The 22104-nt window shown below is 72.9% G+C and carries 17 protein-coding genes and 4 tRNA genes; 10 read left to right on the top strand and 11 right to left on the bottom strand.

Annotated elements, in window-relative coordinates; all coding sequences use genetic code 11:
* The first annotated feature begins 252 nt into the window (after window positions 1-252).
* The 4 genes from ACFY1P_RS24520 (at window position 253) to ACFY1P_RS24505 (ending at window position 6566) form a co-directional block, all read left to right on the top strand.
* Window positions 253-1608: an aspartate aminotransferase family protein gene (locus ACFY1P_RS24520; protein WP_390751880.1), complete on the top strand. Its 1356-nt coding sequence runs from the start codon at window positions 253-255 to the stop codon at window positions 1606-1608.
* Window positions 1609-1743: 135 nt separating this feature from the next.
* A complete protein-coding gene (locus ACFY1P_RS24515; RefSeq protein ID WP_361531367.1) occupies window positions 1744-2415 on the top strand; it encodes a GntR family transcriptional regulator in 672 nt (223 codons plus the stop codon).
* A gap of 103 nt (window positions 2416-2518) precedes the next feature.
* Window positions 2519-5005 carry a dolichyl-phosphate beta-glucosyltransferase gene (locus ACFY1P_RS24510; RefSeq protein WP_390751879.1) on the top strand — a complete coding sequence of 829 codons (2487 nt, stop codon included), beginning with the start codon at window positions 2519-2521 and terminating at the stop codon, window positions 5003-5005.
* Between the two features lie 910 nt (window positions 5006-5915).
* Entirely contained in the window at window positions 5916-6566 is a 651-nt protein-coding gene (locus ACFY1P_RS24505) for a hypothetical protein (protein WP_361531361.1), read from the top strand.
* 54 nt (window positions 6567-6620) lie between these two features.
* On the opposite strand, the gene ACFY1P_RS24500 is transcribed toward ACFY1P_RS24505, so the two are convergent.
* Window positions 6621-7352, bottom strand: coding sequence for an SLATT domain-containing protein (locus tag ACFY1P_RS24500; RefSeq protein ID WP_205519200.1), 732 nt, complete (start codon window positions 7350-7352; stop codon window positions 6621-6623).
* Window positions 7353-7624: 272 nt separating this feature from the next.
* Between ACFY1P_RS24500 and purD the strand changes: the two genes are divergently transcribed.
* The 4 genes from purD (at window position 7625) to ACFY1P_RS24480 (ending at window position 13483) form a co-directional block, all read left to right on the top strand.
* On the top strand, window positions 7625-8872 hold the full coding sequence (purD, locus tag ACFY1P_RS24495) for a phosphoribosylamine--glycine ligase (protein ID WP_361531376.1): 1248 nt from the start codon (window positions 7625-7627) through the stop codon (window positions 8870-8872).
* Window positions 8873-9166: 294 nt separating this feature from the next.
* The gene (locus tag ACFY1P_RS24490) at window positions 9167-10864 is read left to right on the top strand and encodes a hypothetical protein (protein WP_390751878.1); all 1698 of its coding nucleotides are present in this window, start codon (window positions 9167-9169) and stop codon (window positions 10862-10864) included.
* Window positions 10865-11044: 180 nt separating this feature from the next.
* Entirely contained in the window at window positions 11045-12514 is a 1470-nt protein-coding gene (locus tag ACFY1P_RS24485) for a N,N-dimethylformamidase beta subunit family domain-containing protein (RefSeq protein WP_390751877.1), read from the top strand.
* 69 nt (window positions 12515-12583) lie between these two features.
* Window positions 12584-13483 carry a phosphoribosylaminoimidazolesuccinocarboxamide synthase gene (locus tag ACFY1P_RS24480; protein ID WP_361531352.1) on the top strand — a complete coding sequence of 300 codons (900 nt, stop codon included), beginning with the start codon at window positions 12584-12586 and terminating at the stop codon, window positions 13481-13483.
* A 323-nt stretch (window positions 13484-13806) separates the two neighbouring features.
* Here ACFY1P_RS24480 and ACFY1P_RS24475 read toward each other — a convergent pair whose 3' ends face one another.
* Together ACFY1P_RS24475 and ACFY1P_RS24470 are read right to left on the bottom strand one after the other, a co-directional pair.
* Complete coding sequence (locus ACFY1P_RS24475) at window positions 13807-14817, bottom strand: SDR family NAD(P)-dependent oxidoreductase (protein ID WP_361527897.1); 1011 nt, start codon at window positions 14815-14817, stop codon at window positions 13807-13809.
* Between the two features lie 29 nt (window positions 14818-14846).
* Window positions 14847-16034 (bottom strand): UDP-N-acetylglucosamine--N-acetylmuramyl-(pentapeptide) pyrophosphoryl-undecaprenol N-acetylglucosamine transferase, encoded by a 1188-nt coding sequence (locus ACFY1P_RS24470; RefSeq protein ID WP_361527895.1) that lies wholly within the window; start codon window positions 16032-16034, stop codon window positions 14847-14849.
* A gap of 151 nt (window positions 16035-16185) precedes the next feature.
* Between ACFY1P_RS24470 and ACFY1P_RS24465 the strand changes: the two genes are divergently transcribed.
* Together ACFY1P_RS24465 and ACFY1P_RS24460 are read left to right on the top strand one after the other, a co-directional pair.
* Window positions 16186-16878 (top strand): response regulator transcription factor, encoded by a 693-nt coding sequence (locus ACFY1P_RS24465; RefSeq protein WP_361527893.1) that lies wholly within the window; start codon window positions 16186-16188, stop codon window positions 16876-16878.
* Window positions 16875-18257 (top strand): HAMP domain-containing sensor histidine kinase, encoded by a 1383-nt coding sequence (locus tag ACFY1P_RS24460; protein WP_361527891.1) that lies wholly within the window; start codon window positions 16875-16877, stop codon window positions 18255-18257. Before ACFY1P_RS24465 ends, ACFY1P_RS24460 begins: the two co-directional genes overlap by 4 nt.
* Window positions 18258-18374: 117 nt before the next feature.
* Here the strand turns inward: ACFY1P_RS24460 and ACFY1P_RS24455 are convergent.
* The 8 genes from ACFY1P_RS24455 to ACFY1P_RS24420 form a co-directional block, all read right to left on the bottom strand.
* Window positions 18375-18447 (bottom strand) — tRNA-Gly (locus ACFY1P_RS24455).
* A gap of 34 nt (window positions 18448-18481) precedes the next feature.
* Window positions 18482-19147 (bottom strand): response regulator transcription factor, encoded by a 666-nt coding sequence (locus tag ACFY1P_RS24450; RefSeq protein WP_361527889.1) that lies wholly within the window; start codon window positions 19145-19147, stop codon window positions 18482-18484.
* An 8-nt stretch (window positions 19148-19155) separates the two neighbouring features.
* Window positions 19156-19581, bottom strand: coding sequence for a hypothetical protein (locus ACFY1P_RS24445; RefSeq protein ID WP_390751876.1), 426 nt, complete (start codon window positions 19579-19581; stop codon window positions 19156-19158).
* A gap of 40 nt (window positions 19582-19621) precedes the next feature.
* The gene (locus ACFY1P_RS24440) at window positions 19622-20416 is read right to left on the bottom strand and encodes an ABC transporter permease (protein ID WP_390751875.1); all 795 of its coding nucleotides are present in this window, start codon (window positions 20414-20416) and stop codon (window positions 19622-19624) included.
* Window positions 20416-21420 (bottom strand): ABC transporter ATP-binding protein, encoded by a 1005-nt coding sequence (locus ACFY1P_RS24435; RefSeq protein WP_390751874.1) that lies wholly within the window; start codon window positions 21418-21420, stop codon window positions 20416-20418. The genes ACFY1P_RS24440 and ACFY1P_RS24435 overlap by 1 nt, the downstream gene beginning before the upstream one ends.
* Before the next feature lie 266 nt (window positions 21421-21686).
* Window positions 21687-21759: transfer RNA gene (locus ACFY1P_RS24430), tRNA-Gly, on the bottom strand.
* A 77-nt stretch (window positions 21760-21836) separates the two neighbouring features.
* A tRNA-Gly gene (locus tag ACFY1P_RS24425) sits at window positions 21837-21908 on the bottom strand.
* Between the two features lie 56 nt (window positions 21909-21964).
* A tRNA-Gly gene (locus ACFY1P_RS24420) sits at window positions 21965-22036 on the bottom strand.
* Window positions 22037-22104: the final 68 nt, after the last annotated feature.

The raw sequence follows: 22104 nt of genomic DNA, 5'->3' as shown, positions 1-22104 counted from the left end.
GAAGGTCACAGACCGTCAGGCGCACAGGGAAAAACGGATCCAAAACCGCAACGGAAAACGACCGTAGCACGCGCGCCGGGAACTTCGGGGAATTTCCGTGCGCCAATTTTTTCGTGGCGTCACCGGTGCCCGCGGCCGCCCGGCACTGTGTCGGCGGGCGTGGCGAGCACCATACACAGTGCCGGTACCCCGGTGCCGCCGCGCTCCCTACGCTGACGGTTCCGCGCATCCGACCGATCCGAGGTAACGACCGTGAGCACGCAGCCCGACCCCCGCCGGGGCGCCGCCGTCAAGGCCGCCGACCGCGCGCACGTCTTCCACTCCTGGTCCGCGCAGGGCCTCATCGACCCGCTGGCCGTGGCCGGGGCCGAGGGCTCGTACTTCTGGGATTTCGACGGCAACCGCTACCTCGACTTCTCCTCCCAGCTGGTCAACACCAACATCGGCCACCAGCACCCCAAGGTCGTCGCCGCGATCCAGGAGCAGGCGGCGAAGCTGTGCACCATCGCGCCGGGCTTCGCCGTGGACGTACGGTCCGAGGCGGCCCGGCTGATCGCCGAGCGCACCCCCGGCGACCTCGACAAGATCTTCTTCACCAACGGCGGCGCCGAGGCCGTCGAGAACGCCGTCCGCATGGCCCGGCTGCACACCGGCCGACCCAAGGTGTTCAGCGCCTACCGCTCGTACCACGGTGCGACCGCCGCGGCCATCAACCTCACCGGCGACCCGCGCCGCTGGCCCTCCGACACCGCCTCGGCCGGCGTCGTGCACTTCTGGGCGCCCTTCCTCTACCGCTCGCCCTTCCACGCTCGGAGCGAGGAGCAGGAGTGCGAGCGCGCGCTGCGCCACCTCGAGGACACCATCGCGTTCGAGGGGCCGCAGACCGTCGCGGCGATCGTCCTGGAGACCGTGCCCGGCACCGCCGGGATCATGGTCCCGCCGCCCGGCTATCTCCCGGGCGTCCGCGAGATCTGCGACCGGCACGGCATCGTCCTCGTCCTGGACGAGGTCATGGCCGGCTTCGGGCGTACGGGCCACTGGTTCGCCGCCGACGCCTTCGGTGTCACCCCCGACCTGCTGACCTTCGCCAAGGGCGTCAACTCCGGCTATGTGCCGCTCGGCGGCGTCGCCATCTCCGCCGAGATCGCCGCCACCTTCGACCAGCGCCCCTACCCCGGCGGACTCACCTATTCCGGGCACCCGCTCGCCTGCGCCTCCGCAGTGGCGACGATCAACGCGATGGCCGAGGAGGGCATCGTGGAGAACGCCGCGCACCTCGGCGAGACCGTCCTCGGCCCCGGCCTGCGCGAGCTCGCCGAGCGCCACCCGAGCGTCGGCGAGGTCCGGGGCCTGGGCGCGTTCTGGGCGCTCGAACTCGTCAAGGACCGCGCCACCCGCGAGCCACTGGTGCCCTACAACGCCTCCGGCGAGGCGAACGCCCCCATGGCCGCCTTCGCCGCGGCCTGCAAGAAGTCCGGGCTGTGGCCCTTCGTGAACATGAACCGCACCCACGTCGTGCCGCCATGCACCATCACGGAGGCGGAGGCCAAGGAGGGTCTCGCCCTCCTCGACGCGGCGCTCACGGTGGCCGACGCGCACACCGCCTGACACGCCGGGCGAAGTGGAAGGTAGCGTTCTTCCTTCCCGCGCGCACGCCCGTACGCACCGCGACGGCCCTCGCCTATCTTGGTCGGGGGCCGTTCGCATGCGGGCGCGCGGTCACGGAAGGGGAGACGGACGACAATGCCCGGCAGCGAGGCTGTCAGACGGACGACGCTGCGCTCGCAGATCGCCGACGCCCTGCGCGACGAGGTGATAGCGGCGCGGCTCCCGGCGGGCCGCCAGTTCACGGTCAAGGAGATCGCCGAGCAGTACGGCGTCTCGGCGACCCCGGTGCGCGAGGCGCTGCTCGACCTCTGCTCGCAGGGGCTGCTCGACGTGGAGCTGCACAAGGGCTACCGCGTGCGCGAATTCACCTACGCCGATTTCCGGGACATGGTCGAGGCCCGCGCCCTGATCGTGGAGGGCATCTTCCGGCGCTCCGCCGGACGCGCGCTGTGCGAGGCCACGCCGGCGGCCCTCGCGTCCGTGCGGCGGCGGGCCGAGGAGGCCGCCCGGGCGGCGCTCGCGGGCGACCTCGACATCCTCATCGGCTACGACCTGCGCTTCTGGCGCGAGCTGGCCGGGCTGGTGGGCAACCCCTACATATCGGACTTCCTCGACCGGGTCCGGGTGCAGAGCTGGATCTTCACCGTGCCGCTGCTGCGCCGCGTGCCGAGCCTCCGCGGCCGCCTGTGGCACGGGCACGGCGAACTCGTCGAGGCCGTGACGGCCCAGGACGCGGTGGCCGCGGAAAGCATCATTGCCGCATACAACGAACATTCCCTGGCATTGATCAGCGGGCTGACCGAATAGGGTCGAAGGCCAGGTCGGGTCATCGGTCGAGGGGACGGAATCAGGAATGAAGACAATCGCGAACCCGGAACCGGCCCGTGCCTGAGGACGTCCAGATCCCGTGATGTCGTCTTCACAGCCGTCCGCCCGTCCACCCGCCCGCGCCACCGCTTCCCCGCCCGAGGGCGCCCCGGCCGTCGACCTGACGGTGATCGTCCCCGCGTACGACGAGGAGGACCGGCTCGGCCCCACACTGGAGGCGATCCGCGCCCACCTCACCGCCGGGGAGGACGCGCCCGCCTGGGAGCTGATCGTCGTCGACGACGGTTCCACGGACGCCACCGCCGGCATCACCGAGGCCGCCGCCACCACCGAGCCCCGCATCCGGCTGCTGCGCACCCCCGAGAACCGCGGCAAGGGCCACGCCGTCCGCACCGGGGTGCTCGCCTCGCGCGGCCGCCGCGTCCTGATCACCGACGCCGACCTGGCCACCCCCATCGAGGAACTCGGCCTCCTCGGCCGCAGCCTGGACGCGGGAGCCACCGCCGCCATCGGCTCCCGCGCGCTGCCCGGCTCCCGGATAGCGGTCCGCCAGCACGCCCTGCGCGAGCTCATGGGCCGGGCGGGCTCCCGGCTGATACGGGCCGCCGCCGTGCCGGGGATACGGGACACCCAGTGCGGCTTCAAGCTCCTCGACGGCGACAAGGCCCGTACCGCCTTCGCGAGCTCCCGGCTCGACGGCTGGAGTTACGACGTCGAGCTGCTGCGCTTCTTCCACCAGCAGGGCTGGGAGGTCGACGAGGTGCCCGTCCGCTGGTCCCACCAGCCCGGTTCCAAGATCCGGCCGCTGGCGTACCCCACCGTGCTCGCCGACCTCGTACGCCTGCGCTGGCGCGCGGCCGACCCCGTGCGCCTCGTCGTGCCCGCGCTCTTCCTGCTCGCCTCCTTCGTGCTCTACGGCGGGCTGTGGGGCGGCCTCGGCCACAGCTACCTCGCCGACTCCGGCTCCGACCAGACGCAGTGGGAGTGGTTCTTCGCCGTCACCGCGGACAACGTCGCCCACCTCCACAACCCGCTTTTCACCGAGCTGCAGAACTTCCCGCTCGGCGTGAACCTCATGGCCAACACCGCCATGCTCGGGCTGTCCGTGCCGCTCGCGCCCGTGACGCTCGCCTTCGGCGCGCACGTCACCTGGGCGATCGTGCTGACCGGCGGCCTGGCCGCCACCGCCTGCTCCTGGTACTGGCTGATCGCCCGGCGCTTCGTCCGCTCCCGCTGGGCGGCCGCGCTGGGCGGCGCCTTCTGCGCCTTCGCGCCGCCGATGATCTCGCACGGCAACGCGCACCCCAACTTCCTCGTCCTGTTCGTGATTCCGCTGATCATCGACCGGATGCTGCGGCTGTGCGAGGGCACGCGGCCGACGCGTGACGCGGTGCTGCTCGGCCTGTTCCTCGCCTACCAGATCTTCCTCGGCGAGGAGGCGCTGCTGCTGGCCGTGACCGGCCTCCTGCTCTTCGCCTTCGGTTACGCGGTCGCCGACCCGGACGCGGCCCGCGCCGTCTCCGGGCGCCTGCTGCGCGGCCTCGGCATCGCCGCCGCCGTCGCGGTGCCACTGGTCGCCCTCCCGCTGGGCTGGCAGTTCCTCGGCCCGCAGAGCTACCACAGCGTGCTGCACGGCGACGTCGGCAACAACCCGATGGCCCTGCTGGAGTACGCCACCCGCTCACTGGGCGGTGACGCGCGCACCGCCGCCTCGCTGTCCGTCAACCGGACCGAGGAGAACGCTTTCTTCGGCTGGCCCCTCGTCGTCCTCGCCGTCGCCCTCGTCGTACGGATGTGGCACCAGCCGCGCGTACGCGCCCTCGGCTTCACCGCACTCGCCGCCGCCGTACTCTCGCTGGGCCGCAACATCCCGCTGCCCGGCACGGACAAGACACTGCCCGGCCCCTGGCGGCTCGTCGGCAAGCTGCCGTTCTTCGAGTCGGTCATCGAGTCCCGCGTGGCGATGATCTGCGTGCCCGCCCTGGGCCTCCTCCTCGCCCTCGCCTGCGACCGGCTGGCCGTGCGCAGAATGCGCAGCGAACGCGAACGCTCGCACCGGCTGCTCGGCTGGGCGGCCCTCGCCGTGGCCCTGCTGCCGCTCGTCCCCACGCCGTACCGCACGGTCGAACGCGAACCGGTGCCCGCGTTCATCGCGGACGGCACGTGGCGCGAGCACGTACGCCCCGGCCACTCCCTGGTCCCCGTCCCCGTGCCGAGCCCCTCCGAGACGGTCGCACTGCACTGGCAGGTCCGCGCCGGCCTTGGCTTCCCTTTCCCCGGCGGCTACTTCAACGGCCCCTGGGGCCCCGACCGCATCGGCATCTACGGCCCCGAACCGCGCCCCACGTCCGACCTCCTCCGCAAGGTCTACGAAACGGGGAGCCTGCCGGCGATCGGTGACCAGCAGCGGCGCGAATTCCGGACGGATCTCCGCTTCTGGAAGGCGGACGCGTTGATTCTGGACCCGGTGGTGAACGGGGCGGCGCTGCGGGAGGCGGTGACGTCTTTGACGGGGCGGTCTCCGGTGAAGCGGGGCGGGGTCTGGGTGTGGGACGTGACGGGGCGCTGAGGGAGTGGTTCCCTCAGCGCCGTCATTCCGACTGGCGTCGGGGCCGTGGGCGCCTTGTCCCCCCACCACACCTCGCTGCGTCTGATGTGCGGCTCCGCCGCGTGGGGGCGCTGCCCCAGACCCGTGGCTGCGGGTGGGTGGGCGCCTGCGGCGGGCTTTTTCCCCTACCCCGCCCCTTCCCGGCTGCATCTAATTTGCGGCTCCGCCGCGTGGGGGGCGCTGCCCCAGACCCCGAGCTGCGGGTCCGTTGCCTCCCCCAGCTACCTCCCCCAGACTCCGTCCGGGGGTGCCCCCAGAGGTGCCCCCAGCGGGCTGAAAAACAAAAGCATGGCGCGCCCGGCGAAAAGACAAGACGGCACACCCGGGCTGGAATGAGCGCCCCGGACGAGCGAAAAGAAAGAATGGCGCGCCCCACGACCCGATGTTGCCCTCCGGCGGGAGGGGGTGGGGTCGGAGGGTGGGGTTCTGGAACGCGGTGCGTGAATCAGGGCACCCAATACGCACAAGGGCGCCCGCACCGCGTTCCAGGTTCCCAGCCCGGAGGCGCCACCCCCGGCACCCACCACACACCCAGCCTGGCCGGCGTTTGAGGCCGCTCGCCGCGGGCGCACACAACCGGCACCCAAAAACGCGCCCCCGCACCCAGCGGAAAGCGCACCCACCACAACCCAGCCTGGCCGGCGTTTGAGGCCGCTCGCCGCAGGCGCACACAACCCGCACTCGACAACGGTGAGCCCCACAAACCCAGCCCGCTCGCCGCAGGCGCCCACAACCGGCACCCAAAAACGCCCCCGGCAACAGCGAATCGCCCAGTATGACAACCGCCCCATCCGCACTACCCTGGCCCGAACCACCGGCACCGCACAGCACAGCGCAACGCCCCCAAGACCCCCAACGAGAGTGAGCTCACGTGGCCTGTGACCTCTGGCTTGTTCCCCTCGTCGACGTGCTGTGCCACAGCCCCGACAACCCCTTCGCCGAGGAGATCGCCGTCTACGACAAGGCGCTCGACGAGGCGGGACTGCCGCCCGTGCCCGTTTTCGGGTACATGCCGGGGCTCTCGGGGGACGTGGCCCCGGTCGCCGGCTTCGACTACGACGCCCTGCACTTCCTGCGCCGTGCCCACCTGCTGAACCTGTGCGGGCTCACCGTGACGCCGGTGGACGAACTGGGCGGGGACTACGAGCAGTTGCTGGAGATGTTCGAGACGACGGCCCAGCAGTCGCACCTGGTCTGGCACTACGACCACGCGGGGGCGTACGTACCGGTGGACTTCGCGCACCCGCTGTCCAACGACGAACTCCTCGAAGGCGGCGGGCCCTTGGGCTCCAGCCAGGGCCTGCTGCGGGAACTGCACGCCGTGGCACCGGCCTTGGGGATCGATCCCGCCAACCCGCCGGACGCGCCCGCCGCTCCGGAGCGGCCCACGGGGCTGGAGGAGCCCGCCGCGCCGGGCCCGCAGGACGACAGCCCGTTCGCGCGGGAACGCCATGTCTGGCTGGGGCTGCACGCGGCGGCCACCCGCAGCCTGGGCCAGGGCTCGATGATCGTATTCAGCTAGCGGCACAGGACCAGCGGCACGGGGCTCTTCCCGTGCCGTTGGTCCCCTGCGAGGTCAACGCGGTGATTCCGGCGGCCGCTGCCTCGGCATGTTCGGCCGGGTGCCCGGCGGCAGCGGGAAGCGCGGCAGCGGACCGCCGCCCTCCCCGCGCGGTCCCCACGACACCAGCGACTGCGTCACCAGCGGCGTCGGACCCGCCCGGAACTCCACCATCCAGTCGGCCGTCTCCGCCCGTACGAGCTCCGAGACGTCCTCCGAGAAGCGCCTCAGCACCGTCAGGCAGCGCTCCGCCGCCTCGCTGGCCGTGCCCTCGGTCGGGCCGAGCACCTCGCGCACGCACTCGGAGGCCCAGTCGAACTGCAGGGCCTCCAGCCGCCGTTGCACGGCCTGCGCCGTCGCCACGGCCCGCATCCAGCCCGACGTCAGCCCGAAATACCGGTCACCGGCCACACAGGCCACCGCACCGAGCAGCGCGAGGAAACCCCAAGCGGCGCCGGTGCGGACCACGTTCGTCAACTGGAGCAGCGGAAGGGCCGCGCCCACCGTCGCGCAGACCGCGGCGCAGATGCGCAGCGCCCGTGCCCAGCGGCGTTTCCAGGCGCGGTCCGCGAGATACCAGTCGACCAGATACAGCGCGCCGTTCTCCACCCATCGGTACAGCTCATCGAGACGCTCCGCGGGCTCCCCCCAGTCGCCGAGTGGGAAGGCGCGGCCACGCAGGTCGCCCCGCTGCCTCCCACCCTGCTCGCGGGGGAGCCCCTCGGGCTGCATCTCCGGCTGACTCACCCGTGCACTCCCTCTGCCGCTACGGATCGCGAGCCACCTTCCTACCGCCGAACGGACGGTCTTGGACACAAGATCCATGCTTTTCCGTCCGTAATTGCTGAGGAATCCGGTATAGGCGCCAAACACACTCACCCGAAAGAGTGGGTGGACAGGACCGGGTCGCCGGCCCTTCGCGGCTCCGCCGCCCCGCCGTGCCGGAGAAGTGACGTTTCCGTGGGGTCACGCACCGGCCCCGGGAGTCGATCAGTCGACGAGGCAATAGGGTGACCGGTGTGAAGGTCCTCGTCATCGGCGGCGGCGCCCGCGAACACGCCCTGTGCCGCTCACTCTCCATCGATCCCGACGTCACCGCGCTGCACTGCGCCCCCGGCAATGCCGGGATCGCCGAGGTCGCCGAGGTGCACCCCGTCGACGCCCTCGACGGCACGGCCGTCGCCGACCTCGCCGCGTCCCTGGACGCGGAGCTCGTGGTCGTCGGCCCGGAGGCCCCGCTCGTCGCGGGCGTCGCCGACGCCGTCCGCGAGCGCGGCATCCCCGTCTTCGGGCCGTCGGCCGAAGCGGCGCAGCTGGAGGGGTCCAAGGCCTTCGCCAAGGACGTCATGGCCGCCGCGAACGTCCCGACCGCCCGCGCCTACGTCTGCACCAGCCCCGCCGAGATCGACGCGGCCCTCGACGCCTTCGGCGCGCCCTATGTCGTCAAGGACGACGGGCTGGCCGCCGGCAAGGGCGTCGTCGTCACCTCCGACCTGGCCGCCGCCCGTGAGCACGCGCTCGCCTGCGGCCGCGTGGTCATCGAGGAGTTCCTCGACGGGCCCGAGGTCTCCCTCTTCGCCGTCACCGACGGCGAGACCGTCGTCCCGCTCCAGCCCGCCCAGGACTTCAAGCGTGCCCTCGACGGCGACGAGGGCCCGAACACCGGCGGCATGGGCGCGTACTCCCCGCTCCCGTGGGCCGACCCCAAGCTGGTCGACGAGGTCATGGAGACCGTTCTCCAGCCGACCGTCGACGAGCTGCGCCGCCGGGGCACGCCCTTCTCCGGCCTGCTCTACGCGGGGCTGGCGATCACCTCGCGCGGCGTCCGCGTGATCGAGTTCAACGCGCGCTTCGGCGACCCCGAGACGCAGGTCGTGCTCGCCCGTCTCAGGACCCCGCTCGCCGGACTGCTGCACGCCGCCGCGACCGGCACCCTCGCCACCCTGCCGCCGCTGCGCTGGAGCGAGGGCGCGGCCGTCACGGTGGTCGTGGCTTCGCACAACTACCCCGGTACCCCGCGCACCGGCGATGTGATCGAGGGGCTGCCGGAGGTCGCGGCGCTGGAGAACGCGTACGTCCTCCACGCGGGCACGGCCCACGGCGCGGACGGATCCGTGGTCAGCGCGGGCGGGCGCGTCCTGTCCGTGACGGCGACGGGCCCGGACCTGGCCGCCGCGCGCGCCGCCGCGTACGAGGGCGTCGGCCTGATTCGCCTGGCGGGCTCCCACCACCGCACGGACATCGCGAAGCGGGTGTCCGAGCAGTAAGGGCCGGGCATCCGGGTTCACACATCGCCTGCTTCCGGCCACTGCTTTGACCAAAGCCATTCCATCGAGTGACCAGTTGCCCAACTGGCTGACGCGTGCGGCGCCCCCAACTAGGGTGCGGCGCAAGCCAAGTGCATCCGGCAACTGGCCCACCGGCATTGCGGTGTCAGTGGCCGGTGCCACAGTGGGGGGATAGGCAACGCACTCCGCGTTGCGTCCGCTGTCGCACTCCTCGGCGGAGCCCGGACAAGGCAACAGGGGGTGATCGGTCTCGTGGCAGGTCCGGAAGCAGGCGTGCTGGTCGCACGCGCCCGAGCCCTGGCGGTGCTGCGCATCCGCAGCACGGCGCTGGCCGTCGCCCTCCTGCCGGCCGCCGTGGCCGTCGTGCTGCTGGCGGGCGTCGCCATGGGCCACATCCCGGACGGCGGCGGCTGGAGCGCGGCCCGCTGGGCCGTCGTCGGCGCGGCCGTCCTGGCCCTGGTGCTGGCGGCCGCCGTCGGCACCGTGGTCGTCCGGGCCAGGCCCGCGCTGAGCCCCACCGTCCCGATCCCCGAGGAGACGGCCCCCGATCTCTATCGGATGGTCCGCGACCTCGCCGAGCGGCTGGACGTCCCGGCGCCCTCCGCCATGGCCCTCACCCCCGACTGCGACAGCTGGCTGGAGGACCGTACGCACCCCGCGCACGGCCCCCCGCACGCCGTCCCGCGCGTCTCGCGGCGCACCGGTGCCGCCCCGGTGCTGGTGATCGGCTCGCCCTTCCTGTGGTGGATGCGCGTCGCCGAGCTGCGCGCCCTGCTGGCCCCGGTCGTCGCGGGCACCGGCCCCTCCGCGCACCCCGACATAGCCGCGGCCCGCCGCTTCGTCCGGGGCCTGGACGCCGCCGTGGCCGTCGCCGCGGGGCGCCCGGCCCTCGCCTTCGTCGGGGGCGTCTCCCGGCTGCTGCTGCGCTCCTGCCGGAACCACGCCGCGGAGATGGAGCGTGGCGTTGCGGCCGCCGCCTCGGAGCGCGCCCAGGCCGTGGACTACGGCCTGCGGGTCGTCGCCCAGGAGCAGGTGGGCCTCGCCTACGCCGGCTGGGACCGGCTGCTGAACCGCGTCGCGCTCCCCGCCTGGCGCATGGGCCGCTGGCCCTCCCGGCTGGACGCCGGTGTCGTCTCCGCCCTCACCGAGCTCTCCCGCCGCGACCGCCTCGCCGAGGGCTTCACCTCCCGGCTGGGCGAGCGTCCCGCGTGCGATCTGCTGGAGGAGCCCGGCGCGATGGACGAGGCGGCCTCCCTGCTGGCCGCCCGCCTCTTCCACGGCGGCCCCGCCATGGCGGGGCCCGATTGGTCGCCGGTCGCCTGGAGCCAGTATCCGGAGGAGGTCGTGGACCGTAAGTGGCGGCTGGAGGCGGCCCGCCTGCACCGCGTCCTGGACGACATCCCACTCCCGTATCCGGCACCCGCGGACGGGCCGCCTGTCCCGGACGGCCTCGCCGCTCCCGTCCCCGCCCGTGCCGCACCGCCTGCCCTGCCCGCGCCCGTCTGCCCGGCCGAGGGTGCCGCCGCGCCCACCGTGGCCCGGGTCCTGGAGCGCCTCACCGGCCCGGCGGCCACCGGGGTCGCGGAGGAGCTGGAGGCGCGGCTGAGCACCGAGGTGGCCCGGGAGGCCGCCCTGGAGGAGAGCTCCGTGGACCGCGCCGCGTTCGGCTCGGCGGCCGAGCCCTGGCTCGACGGGCTCACCCCGCTCTTCCCGCTCCAGCCGCCCCGCAGCGGCCGGGAGCTGCTCACCGACCATGTGACGGCCATGGTGTGCTGTGCCGCCGTCGACACCGCCGGCGCCCGCCCCGGCCTGGACTGGCTGGACGGCCCGGCCCTGCTGGTCGGCGGCGCCCGCCGCGCCGACCTGGCCCGCACGGTCCTGAGCCTGATCGAGGACGGCGACGCCGAGCCGCTGCGCGCCTGGCTGGGCGAGGTCGGCGTGCGACCCGAAAAACCGGTCCGCCTGGTGTGAGGGCCCGTGCCGCCCCCTGCCCGCCGGTGTGACCGGCGCCCGCCACCGAAAAGTGCGACAGACCGTGACGGTGCGGATGCTCCATGTGGTGTGCTGGGGGCGACGGGTGCGGCCGCGCCGGGGGACACCGGGCCGGATGACGGGAATGCGTACGCGTCGGGAGCGCGGGGAGGGAGCGCGATGGGGACGGACCGGATCCGCCGCTGGGAGTCGGGGGCGCTCGCACACGCCGTCGCGGACCCCTTCGGCCAGGGCCCGCTGCCCTGGCTGCGCGACAGCGAGACCTACATCGACGAGTCGGGCCGGCTGCTCGCCTGGTACGCCGAGAGCCATGTGCCCGACCGGCGGCGCGGCTCCCGCGTCCCCGTGCCGCGCACCGCCGACGACGTGCGCCGGCAGATCAAGGGCTTCGCGTCCAACAGCGCCGTCGCCCCCGGCGAGGCCATGGACTTCCGCATCACGGTGGACCCGCCGCAGCCGTTCAGCGTGGACGTCTACCGCGTCGGCCACTACGCGGGCGACGGCGCCGCGAAGATCACCACCAGCCCCCGGCTGTCGGGGATCGTCCAGCCCCCGCCGCTCACCGTCGACCGCACGGTCTCCTGCCACCACTGGTGGCTGTCCTGGCGCCTCCAGATCCCCGGCTACTGGAGCCTCGGCGCCTATGTGGCCGTCCTGACCACCGCCGACGGCCACCGCAGCCACATCCCCTTCCTGGTCCGCGACGGCCGCCCCGCCGACCTGCTGCTCGTCCTGCCCGACATCACCTGGCAGGCGTACAACCTCTATCCCGAGGACGGCCGCACGGGCGCGAGCCTCTACCACGCGTGGGACGAGGAGGGGCGGCTGCTGGGCGAGGACGAGGCGGCCACCACGGTCTCCTTCGACCGCCCCTTCGCGGGCGCCGGCCTGCCGCTCCACGTGGGGCACGCCTACGACTTCATCCGCTGGGCCGAGCGCTACGGCTACGACCTCGCCTACGCCGACACCCGCGACCTGCACGCGGGCCGCGTCGACCCCTCGCGCTACCGCGGCCTGGTCTTCCCCGGCCACGACGAATACTGGTCGCCCGCCATGCGCCGCTCCGCCGAGCTGGCCCGCGACTCCGGCACCTCACTGGTGTTCCTGTCCGCGAACACCATGTACTGGCAGTGCGAACTGGCCCCCTCGCCCGCCGGCCCCGACCGCCTGCTCACCTGCCGAAAACGTCGCGGGCCGGGCAGTTCCGCCCTCTGGCGCGACGCCTCGCCCGCCGAACAACAGCTGCTGGGCATCCAGTACGGCGGCCGGGTGCCCGAGCCGTCCCCCATGGTCGTCCGCAACGCCGGCCACTGGCTGTGGGACGCCACCGGCGCCGGTGAGGGCGACGAGCTCCCGGGCCTGGTCGCGGGCGAGGCCGACCGCTATTTCCCCCGTACGGCCCTGCCGCAGCACACCCGCCGCATCCTGCTGGCCCACTCGCCGTACGAGGACGCCGAGGGCGCCGTGCGGCACCAGGAGACCTCGCTCTACCGCGCCCCCAGCGGCGCCCTGGTCTTCGCCTCCGGAACCTTCGCCTGGTCCCCGGCCCTGGACCGGCCCGGCCATGTGGACGCCCGCGTGCAGCGGGCCACGGCCAACCTCCTGGATCGCATCTGCAAGCGCTGCTGACCCTCGTCGGACCGCGCGTCCGGCCGTACGGCAGAATCGTGGTGCTTGGACAAACCACCAGGAGGACGCGTGTCCGGATTTGTAGAGAAGCCCGAACCGGTCGAGGTGCCCGGCCTTGTGCACCTGCACACGGGCAAGGTCCGCGACCTCTACCGCGACGAGGCCGGCCGGCTGGTCATGGTCGCCTCCGACCGGCAGTCGGCCTACGACTGGGTGCTGCCCACCGAGATCCCCGACAAGGGACGGGTGCTCACCCAGCTGTCCCTGTGGTGGTTCGACCGGCTCACCGACCTCGTACCGAACCACGTCCTGTCCACCGAGCTGCCCGCCGGCGCCCCCGCCGACTGGGAGGGCCGGACGCTGATCTGCCGGTCCCTGGACATGGTCCCCGTCGAGTGCGTGGCCCGCGGCTATCTGACGGGCTCCGGCCTCGCCGAATACCGGCAGACCCGCACCGTCTGCGGGCTCGCCCTCCCCGAGGGCCTCACCGACGGCTCCGAGCTGCCGTCCCCGATCTTCACACCCGCGACGAAGGCGGAGGTCGGCGAGCACGACGAGAACGTCTCCTACGAGGAGGTCGCCCGGCAGGTCGGCGCGGAGACCGCCGCGCAGCTGCGCCAGACGACGCTCGCCGTCTACGGCCGGGCCCGCGACATCGCCCGGGACCGCGGCATCATCCTCGCCGACACGAAGTTCGAGTTCGGCTTCGACAACGGCGAACTGGTCCTCGCCGACGAGGTCCTCACCCCCGACTCCTCCCGCTTCTGGCCCGCCGACGAGTGGCAGCCGGGCCGCGCCCAGCCGTCCTTCGACAAGCAGTTCGTCCGCGACTGGCTGACGTCCCCGGCTTCCGGCTGGGACCGCCACGGCGAACTCCCGCCCCCGCCGCTTCCTTTGGAGGTCGTGGAGCGGACTCGGGCGAAGTATGTGGAGGCGTATGAGCGGTTGACGGGGCTGAGCTGGGTGTAGTGGCGGTGGGGTACGTCTGGGGCGCGTACCCCAGGCCCTCGGCTGCGGGTCGGTTCGCGCCTGCGGCGGGAGCGCCCTGCGGGCGCGTCCTCAAACGCCGGACGGGCTGATTGGTGCGGACCGTAGCCAGCACATTCAGCCTGTCCGGCGTTTGAGGACACCGCGCGAAGCGCGGTCAGGGGTCTGGGGCGAAGCCCCAGTTTCGGGAAGGGGCGGGGTAGGGGAAAAAGCCCGCCGCAGGCGCCCACCGGCCCATAGCCGGGGGTCTGGGGCACGAGCCCCAGTTCGGGAAGGGGCGGGGCTGGGGAAGAAATCCCCCGCCCTCAGACCTGATAGCGATCCGCCGCGAAGAGCCGCAAATTCTCCCGCACCCAATCCGACGTCCGGGCCAGCCCCTCCTCCAGGTCCACCGACGGCACCCAGCCCGCCCACTCCCGCGCCCGCGAGTTGTCGGAGAGCAGCCGCTCCACCTCACTCCCCGACGGCCGCAGCCGCGCCTCGTCGACCACGACCTTCGCCTCGCGCCCCGACGCCCGGATCAAGGACTCCGCGAGATCGCCGATCGAGATCTCGCGCCCCGTCCCGAGATTGACCGCGTGCCCGATCGCCCGGTCGCACTCGGCGAGTGCGAGGAAGCCCTCCGCCGTGTCCGTCACATACGTGAAGTCCCGCGTCGGGGACGTGGATCCGAGCCGGATCTCGTCGGCGCCGGAGTGCAGCTGCGCGAGGATCGTGGGGATGACGGCCCGCGCGGACTGCCGGGGCCCGTACGTGTTGAAGGGGCGCACGACGGTGACAGGCAGCTCGAAGGAGTGCGCGTAGGACAGCGCGAGCATGTCCGCGCCGATCTTCGAGGCGGAGTACGGGGACTGCGGCTGAAGCGGGTGGTCCTCGCTGATGGGGGCGGTGAGAGCGGTCCCGTAGACCTCACTGGTGGACGTGTGCACCATGCGCCGCACACCATGCCGGCGGCAGGCGGCGGCGACGTTCTCCGTACCGGCCACATTGGTCTGGACGTATGCCTCCGGGGACGCGTAGCTGTACGGGATGCCGATCAGCGCCGCCAGGTGGAATACCGTGTCGCACCCGGCGACGGCGTCCATCACGCGCCCGGCGTCGCGGACGTCACCGGCGAGCGTCTCCACGGGCGAGCCGGGCCCGAGGTAGCGGGCGAGGTGGCCGCGCTCGGCGTACGGCTTGTAGTGCACGAGCACCCGGACCCGCGCACCCCGCTCCACCAGCAGGTCGACGAGCGTGGAGCCGATGAACCCCTCGGCCCCGGTGACGAGGACGGTACGGCCGTGCCAGCTCTGTGCGTTGAGGTTTGTGGTCATGAGGCGTTCCTTTCGGATGCGGGAAGTCATCACGCGGCGAGCGGCCCGGCCGGGCCGCCCGCCGAGGGCACGGCGGCGGTGTGCCCGGCGAGGCGCAGCACCCAGGCCGCCATCAGCTCCGCGGCGACGGCGTGCGTGCCGGGGTCGGCCGCCGCGCTCATCGCGGCCAGCCGCGCCGGGTCCGCGAGCAGCGGCTCGATCAGCTCCGCGAGCCGGTCGCCGTCCGTCTCGGCGTCGGGGAGCAGCAGCCCGGCACCGGCGTCGGAGAGCACGCGGGCGTTGTGGGTCTGGTGGTCGTGGGGCGCGTGGGGGTAGGGGACCAGCACCGCGGGCACCCGTACGGTCGCGAGCTCCGCGACCGTCGCGGAACCCGCGCGGCACACCACGAGGTCGGCGGCGGCGTAGGCGAGGTCCATCCGGTCGAGGTAGCCGACGGCGGTGGCGACGCGGTCGCCGCCGTCGGCGGCCAGCCGGGCCCGGGTCGCCTCCAGGGCCTGCGGGCCGGTCTTGATCACGAGGTGGACATCGGGCCGTCCGCGCCACCGCGCGGCCAGCCGGACGGCGGCCTCGGTCAGCCGCGCGGCGCCCAGGCTGCCGCCGTTGAACAGCACCATCCGCGCGCCGTCGGGCACCCCGAAGGCCCGCCGGGCCGGCTCGCGCAGCGCCGCCCGGTCCAGCCCGGCGACCGCGCCGACCAGCGGCATGCCCACGGTCTCGGCACGGGTGCCCGCGCGGGCCGCGAGGTGGTCGCGGGTCCGGTCGAAGGCGAGGGCGACATGCGGGGTGAGGGCGGTGGCGAACCGGTTCGCGCGGCCCGGGACCGCGTTGGACTCGTGGACGAGCGCGGGCCGCCCCGCCATCCGCGCCCCGAGCACGGCGGGAGCGCTGGGATAGCCGCCCATGCCGACGACGACGTGCGCGCCCTGTTCCTCGATCACGCGGCGTGCCTGCATCCCCGAGCGCAGCAGATCGGCGGGCAGCAGGAAGCGGCGTGAGCCGAGCGAGCGGTCGAAGGGGATCATGTCGACCGTGTGCAGCCGGTATCCGGCCCGGGGGATCAGCCGGGTCTCCAGCCCGCGCTCGGTCCCGACAAAACTGATGACCGCGTCCGGCACGGCCCGCTGGATCGCGTCCGCGACGGCGAGCCCCGGATAGATGTGGCCCCCGGTCCCACCGGCACCGACGACAACGGAAAGGGTGTCGCATGCGTTTGCCATGACCGGCAGCGTGCGGACGCGCTCTAAGAGGCTTTTAAGTCCGGCCGCGTCCCCGGCGGTCACGGGCGCCGGACGGACCTGTCCTAAGAGCCCTCTCAGACACCCTCTGACAAGGTAGGTGATCGATACGCGCACCCCTGCCGGAGGCGAAATGGCCGAGACGAGCGTCCTCGTCGTCGACGACGACCCCGAAGTGAGAGCAGCCGTCGTCGACGGCCTCACCGTGGAGGGCTATGCGGTGCGTTCCGCCGCGGACGGCCTGGAGGCGCTGTCCGCCGTCGCGGCCGACCCGCCCGCCGCCATCGTCCTCGACCTCGCCATGCCCGTGCTCGACGGCCTCGCCGTGTGCCGCAGGCTGCGCGGCGTCGGCGACCGTACGCCCGTGCTCGTCCTCACCGCGCGCGACGCCGTCTCCGACCGGGTCGCGGGCCTGGACGCGGGCGCCGACGACTATCTCGTCAAACCCTTCGCCCTGGACGAGCTCCTCGCCCGGCTCCGGGCACTGCTCCGCCGGGCGGCGCCCGTCGAACCGGCGGAGGAGAGCGACGAGTTGGTCTTCGCCGATCTCGTCGTGGACCCGCAGACCCGCACCGGCAGGCGCGGCGGCAATCCGCTCGAATTCACCCGCACCGAATTCGCCTTGCTCGAAGTGCTGATGCGGCACCCGGGCCAGGTGCTGCCCCGTGAGGTCATCCAGGAACGGGTCTGGGGAACCGATTTCGGACCGGATTCCAATTCCCTTGCCGTCTACGTCGGTTACCTCCGGCGGAAACTGGAAGCGGGCGGCGCCCGCCGCCTCGTCCACACCGTGCACGGCATCGGCTACCGGCTGGCGGAACGGTGAGAGCACTGCGCGCGCGCCTCCTCGGCCGCAGACCCCTGCGCGCCCGGCTGGCGCTCGTCACGTCGGCGGCCGTCGCGGTCGTCGCCATCGGCGTGCTCGCCGCCGCGTACGTCGTGATCCGCTACGAGCTCGTGCGCCAGCTCGACCTCCAGCTCAAGCAGCAGGCCGGGATCATGACCCAGCAGAGCCGGGGGAGCACCGGGGTCCTCTACGGGGAGTGCCACTGGCTCGCCGCGCCCGCCTGCGCCCAGGTGGTCCGCGCCGACCCCGCGGCGCCGGGCCAGGGCGGCCTCGTGCTGCCGGTGACGGGGGCCACGCGCCGCGTCGCGGCCGGGAGGCTCGGGGAGTTCTACAGCAACATCAAGCTCGACGGCCGCGACATGCGGATGTTCACCACGCACCTCAAGGACGACCGGGCCCTCCAGGTCGCGGTCCGCTCCGACACGGTCGACCAGGGCGTGCGGCAGGCGGGGCTGCTCCTCGCCGGTGTCGGAGGCGCCGGGGTGCTGCTCGCCGCGGGCCTCGGCTACTTCGCGTCCCGTACGTCCCTGCGGCCCGTGACCCGGCTCACGGCCACCGCCGAACGCATCGCCGCCACCCGCGACCCCGCCCACCGCATCGTCCTGCCGCCCTACGAGGCTCGCCGCCAGGACGAGATCACCCGCCTGGCGACCAGCTTCAACACCATGCTGGGCGAACTGGAGGAGGCCGTCGCCGCCCAGCGCCGGCTCGTCGCCGACGCCTCCCACGAACTGCGCACCCCGCTGACCGCGCTGCGCACCAACGCCGAGCTCCTCGCCCGCGCCGAACGGCTCTCGCCTGCCCAGCGCGACCGCGCCGCCGCCGCCCTCGGCCGCCAGCTCCGCGAGGTCACCGGCATGGTCAACGACCTCATCGAGCTGGCCCGCGACGAGGAACCGCAGCAGCTCGTCGAACAGGTCCGGCTGGACCTGCTGGCCGAGCGCTGTGTGGCCGCCGCGCGCGGCCACTGGCCCGGCACGCCCTTCACCGCCGACCTGGACTCGGCGGGCGCCGTGACCGTCCCCGGCATCCCGGCCCGCCTCGCGCGGCTGCTGTCCAACCTGCTCGACAACGCGGCCAAGTTCAGCCCGCCCGGCGCGATGGTCGAGGTGCGGCTGGCGCGCACGGACCACGGTCTCGACCTCACCGTCCGCGACCACGGCCCCGGCATCGCCCCCGAGGACCTGCCCTACGTCTTCGACCGCTTCTACCGCTCCCGGCAGGCCCGCGCCCTCCCCGGCTCCGGCCTCGGGCTCGCCATGGCCCGCCAGATCGCCCGCGCGCACGGCGCCGAGCTGACGGCGGAACGCGCGGAGACGGGCGGCGCCCGCTTCCGCCTGAGCTTCCCCGAAGGCTGACCGGCCCGGGCCCGAACACACGGGCCGGACACACGGGCCTGGATACGAAGGCCGTATGCGGGACGGCCCGGATACGACGAAGGCCCCGGTCGTCATGACCAGGGCCTTCGTTCGCTGAGCGGACGACGAGACTCGAACTCGCGACATCCACCTTGGCAAGGTGGTGCTCTACCAACTGAGCTACGTCCGCATTCGCGCCGCGCTCTCGTGCGGTGCGTGCACCACTATAGCCAACCCTGAGCACGTGCGACGCGCGCGGCCGCGTGACGGTTCTCGACGCCGAGCTTCGCGACGGCCGACGAGAGGTAGTTCCGGACCGTCCCGGGCGTCAGCGAGGCGCGCTCCGCGATCTCCGCGACGGGCGCCCCGTCCTCGGCCAGCTCCAGCAGCTCCGCCTCCCGCGCGGTCAGCGGGGAGTCCCCGGCGCTTATCGCGTCCGCCGCCAACTCCGGGTCCACATAACGGCTTCCGCCGTGCACGGCCCGGATGATCTCGGCGAGCTGCTGCGCCGAGACGGTCTTCGGCACGAACCCCCGCACCCCCGCCTCCAGTGCCCGCTTCAGATGCCCCGGCCGCCCGTGACCGGTCACGATCATGGTGCGGCAGTCGGGCACCTCGGTCCGCAGGGATGTGGCCACCATCACACCGTCCGCCCCTGGCATTTGGAGATCCAGTACGGCCACGTCCGGCCGTTGGGCCCGGGCCATGGCCAACGCCTCCGGCCCCGAAGCGGCCTCCGCGACCACCTGGAGATCGTCCTCCAGCCCTAGCAACGCGGCCAGCGCGCCCCGGATCAGATGCTCGTCGTCCGCCAGCATCACCCGTACGGGGCGCCGCCCCTCGTTGACGCCCCCCGCTCCGGGCCCGCCACCCACGGCCCTCGTACCCATGCCGCCCGTCACGCTTCCCCTCCGAGCCACGAACCGGCGCCCACCGCCGGGCGCCCACCGCTCCCGCCCCGCGACCCCGAGCCACCGCTGCCACCCGAGGCGGCACGGCCCCCCTCCTCCGGGACGGAGCCCGCCGGGCCCGGGGACGCGCCGACTCCCGGTGCGCTGACTCCCGGTGCGCTGACTCCCAGTGCACTGACCTCCGGTGCGCCCACTCCCGGCGCCCCACCCCCCGCCGCGCCCAGCAGCACCTGGACGACGCACAGGGCATCCATCACCCGCGCGGGCAGCGACTCGCTCCTGAACAGCGCGCTCACGCCGTTCAGCAAGGGATAGGCGCACACCAGGACATACAGCAGCCACCGCGTGTAGCTGTCGACCTTGGCGACCCTGGTGCGCCTCCGCCAGCCCCGTGCCCGTGCCCAGATGCTCATGCGCCCGTCCCCCTCCTACGTCACCGCCTTCGCGGTCCGCCTACCGCCGAGGCTCCCACCGGAACCAACGCCGTACAGCAAACACGGCCAGTGCGATCCAGATCAAAGCCGTGACCAGCGCCCGCAGCACCCCGCCCGCGTCCAGCCCGCCCAGCCAGCCGCCGCGTATCAGCTCCATCGCCGGGGTCAGCGGCAGCAGCCGGCATACCTGCGCCATCGCGTCCGGCATCGCCTCCAGGGGGAAGACCAGCCCCGAACCCGCCATGGAGATCAGGAACATGGGGGTGGTCACGAACTGTGCGCCCTCGACCGACTTGGCCCAGGCCGCGGTGGCCGCGGCCAGCGTGATGCACAGGACGATGCCCGACACCAGCCCGGCCAGGAGCAGTTCGGGCCTGGCCACCGCACCCAGCTTCAGCCAGGCGACTCCGGCCACCACCAGCAGCACGCACTGGGCGAGCGCGATGATCACCGCGGGTATCGCGGTGCCCGCGAGGATCTCCATGTCACTCGCCTCGCCCGTACGGAGCCGCTTGAGCACCAGCTCCTCGCGCCGTGAGACATAGGCGGTGACCAGGTTCTGATAGACGGCGAAGATGAGAACGAAGCCGAAGCCCCCGGTGACCGAGACCGCGGCGACCGACATGCCGGTCTTGCCGAGATCGACGCCGGCGGTCGCGTTGTGCATCGCGTAGACCATGACGGCCGGCATCAGCAGGCCCATATACAGCGCGGTCTTGCTCCGCCCGAGCAGGGTCAGCTCCGCCCGCCCCAGCGCCAGCACCCGCGACACCGGCGTGGACACCGGCCTCGATGCCGCTGTGGATGTCGCCATCACTCGCCCCTCCCCGCACCGGCGCCCGCACCGACGGCCGCGCCCGTCTCCGCATCGGCCCCCGCGGCGGCCTTGCCCCCGCCCGCTATGGCCAGGAACGCCTCCTCCAGGGAGGCCGTCCGCGCGTCCAGCCCTTCCAGCTCTATGCCCTTCTCGCGCGCCCAGAGCAGCAGCCCGGTCAAGGTGCGCTGCAACTCCCGTGTCTGGAGCTCTATCCGCCCCGCGGCCTCCTCGTGCCGCATCACGCCCAGCTCGGCCAGGGGCGGCAGATCACCGACGAACCAGCCGACCGGCATGGCGAAGCGGATCCGGGACGGATAGGCGCCGATGACCTCACCGGGCGCCCCGGACGCGACGATCCGGCCCTCCCGCATGATCGCGAGCCGGTCCGCCAACGCCTCGGCCTCCTCCAGATAGTGGGTGGTCAGCAGCACGGTCGTGCCCTCCTCGCGCAGCCGGCGCACCAACTCCCAGGTGGTGTGCCGGGCCTCGGGGTCCAGACCGGTGGTCGGCTCGTCGAGGAAGAGGACCTCGGGGCGGCCGAGCAGGGCCAGCGCGAGGTCGAGCCGCCGCCGCTCACCGCCGGACAGCTGCTTGATCCGCACACCGCCGCGCTCCACCAGGCCCACCAGGCCGAGCGCCTCCGCGACGGGCCGGGCCCCGCTGGTGCAGCCCGCCCACATCCGCACGGTCTCCGTGACCGTCAGGTCGGAGGGGAAGCCGCCCTCCTGGAGCATCACCCCGACCCGCGGCCGGACCGCGCCGCGCTCCCCGTACGGATCGTGGCCCAGCACCCGCACCTGGCCGCCGCTCGGCCGGGCCAGCCCCTCCAGCAGCTCGACCGTGGAGGTCTTGCCCGCGCCGTTGGTGCCGAGCAGGGCGAACAACTCGCCGCGCCCCACGGTGAAGGACACGCCCCGCACCGCCTCGAACCCCTTGTCACCGACCGGGCCGTAGCGCCGCCGCAGCCCCGTGACCTCGATCACACTGTCCCCGATGTCCATGTCTCAAGGCTCCCCCCGGATCCGGAGCGGAGGCAGTGCGAGCTGTCATGACCTCCGATGACGGATGTCATCCGCAGCCCATGCGAAACGTGCGTTGAGGACGCACTCGAGGACGCACCCGTACGGGACGGCGGCATACGGACCGCGGGATACGGACACCGAGACGCGGACCGCGGGATACGGACAGCGGGACGCGCACAACGGGATACAGACAACAGAGATACGACGAAGGCCCCGATCATCATGATCGGGGCCTTCGTTCGCTGAGCGGACGACGAGACTCGAACTCGCGACATCCACCTTGGCAAGGTGGTGCTCTACCAACTGAGCTACGTCCGCATGCTGCCGACCGGCTCTCACCGGGCGGTGCGAACACCACTGTACCGGAACCACAGGAGTGGTCGGTACGTGATGAGAGCGGGTGACAGGAATCGCACACTGCGCCTCCCCCTTGGAAAGGGGGCGCTCTACTACTGAGCTACACCCGCAAGTGTCGTCACGAGCGGCCGGTCCACAGATGTGGGACGACCGTCGGAACGATCAGAGCGGGTGACAGGAATCGCACACTGCGCCTCCCTCTTGGAAAGAGGGCGCTCTACTACTGAGCTACACCCGCAAGTGTCGTCACGAGCGGCCGGTCCACAGATGTGGGACGACCGTCGGAACGATCAGAGCGGGTGACAG

The sequence above is a fragment of the Streptomyces sp. NPDC001407 genome (assembly GCF_042895325.1).
Taxonomy (GTDB): Bacteria; Actinomycetota; Actinomycetes; order Streptomycetales; family Streptomycetaceae; genus Streptomyces.
Note: the sequence above shows the minus strand (reverse complement) of the source record. Positions and strands in the feature narration are given on the sequence as shown.

Coding starts and splice junctions, on each gene's coding strand:
- ACFY1P_RS24485 (WP_390751877.1), top strand. CDS start 11,045: ATGGGGACGGACCGGATCCGCCGCTGGGAGTCGGGGGCGCTCGCACAC.
- ACFY1P_RS24510 (WP_390751879.1), top strand. CDS start 2,519: ATGTCGTCTTCACAGCCGTCCGCCCGTCCACCCGCCCGCGCCACCGCT.
- ACFY1P_RS24465 (WP_361527893.1), top strand. CDS start 16,186: ATGGCCGAGACGAGCGTCCTCGTCGTCGACGACGACCCCGAAGTGAGA.
- ACFY1P_RS24445 (WP_390751876.1), bottom strand. CDS start 19,581: ATGAGCATCTGGGCACGGGCACGGGGCTGGCGGAGGCGCACCAGGGTC.
- ACFY1P_RS24515 (WP_361531367.1), top strand. CDS start 1,744: ATGCCCGGCAGCGAGGCTGTCAGACGGACGACGCTGCGCTCGCAGATC.
- ACFY1P_RS24470 (WP_361527895.1), bottom strand. CDS start 16,034: ATGGCAAACGCATGCGACACCCTTTCCGTTGTCGTCGGTGCCGGTGGG.
- ACFY1P_RS24440 (WP_390751875.1), bottom strand. CDS start 20,416: ATGGCGACATCCACAGCGGCATCGAGGCCGGTGTCCACGCCGGTGTCG.
- ACFY1P_RS24450 (WP_361527889.1), bottom strand. CDS start 19,147: ATGGGTACGAGGGCCGTGGGTGGCGGGCCCGGAGCGGGGGGCGTCAAC.
- ACFY1P_RS24435 (WP_390751874.1), bottom strand. CDS start 21,420: ATGGACATCGGGGACAGTGTGATCGAGGTCACGGGGCTGCGGCGGCGC.
- ACFY1P_RS24475 (WP_361527897.1), bottom strand. CDS start 14,817: ATGACCACAAACCTCAACGCACAGAGCTGGCACGGCCGTACCGTCCTC.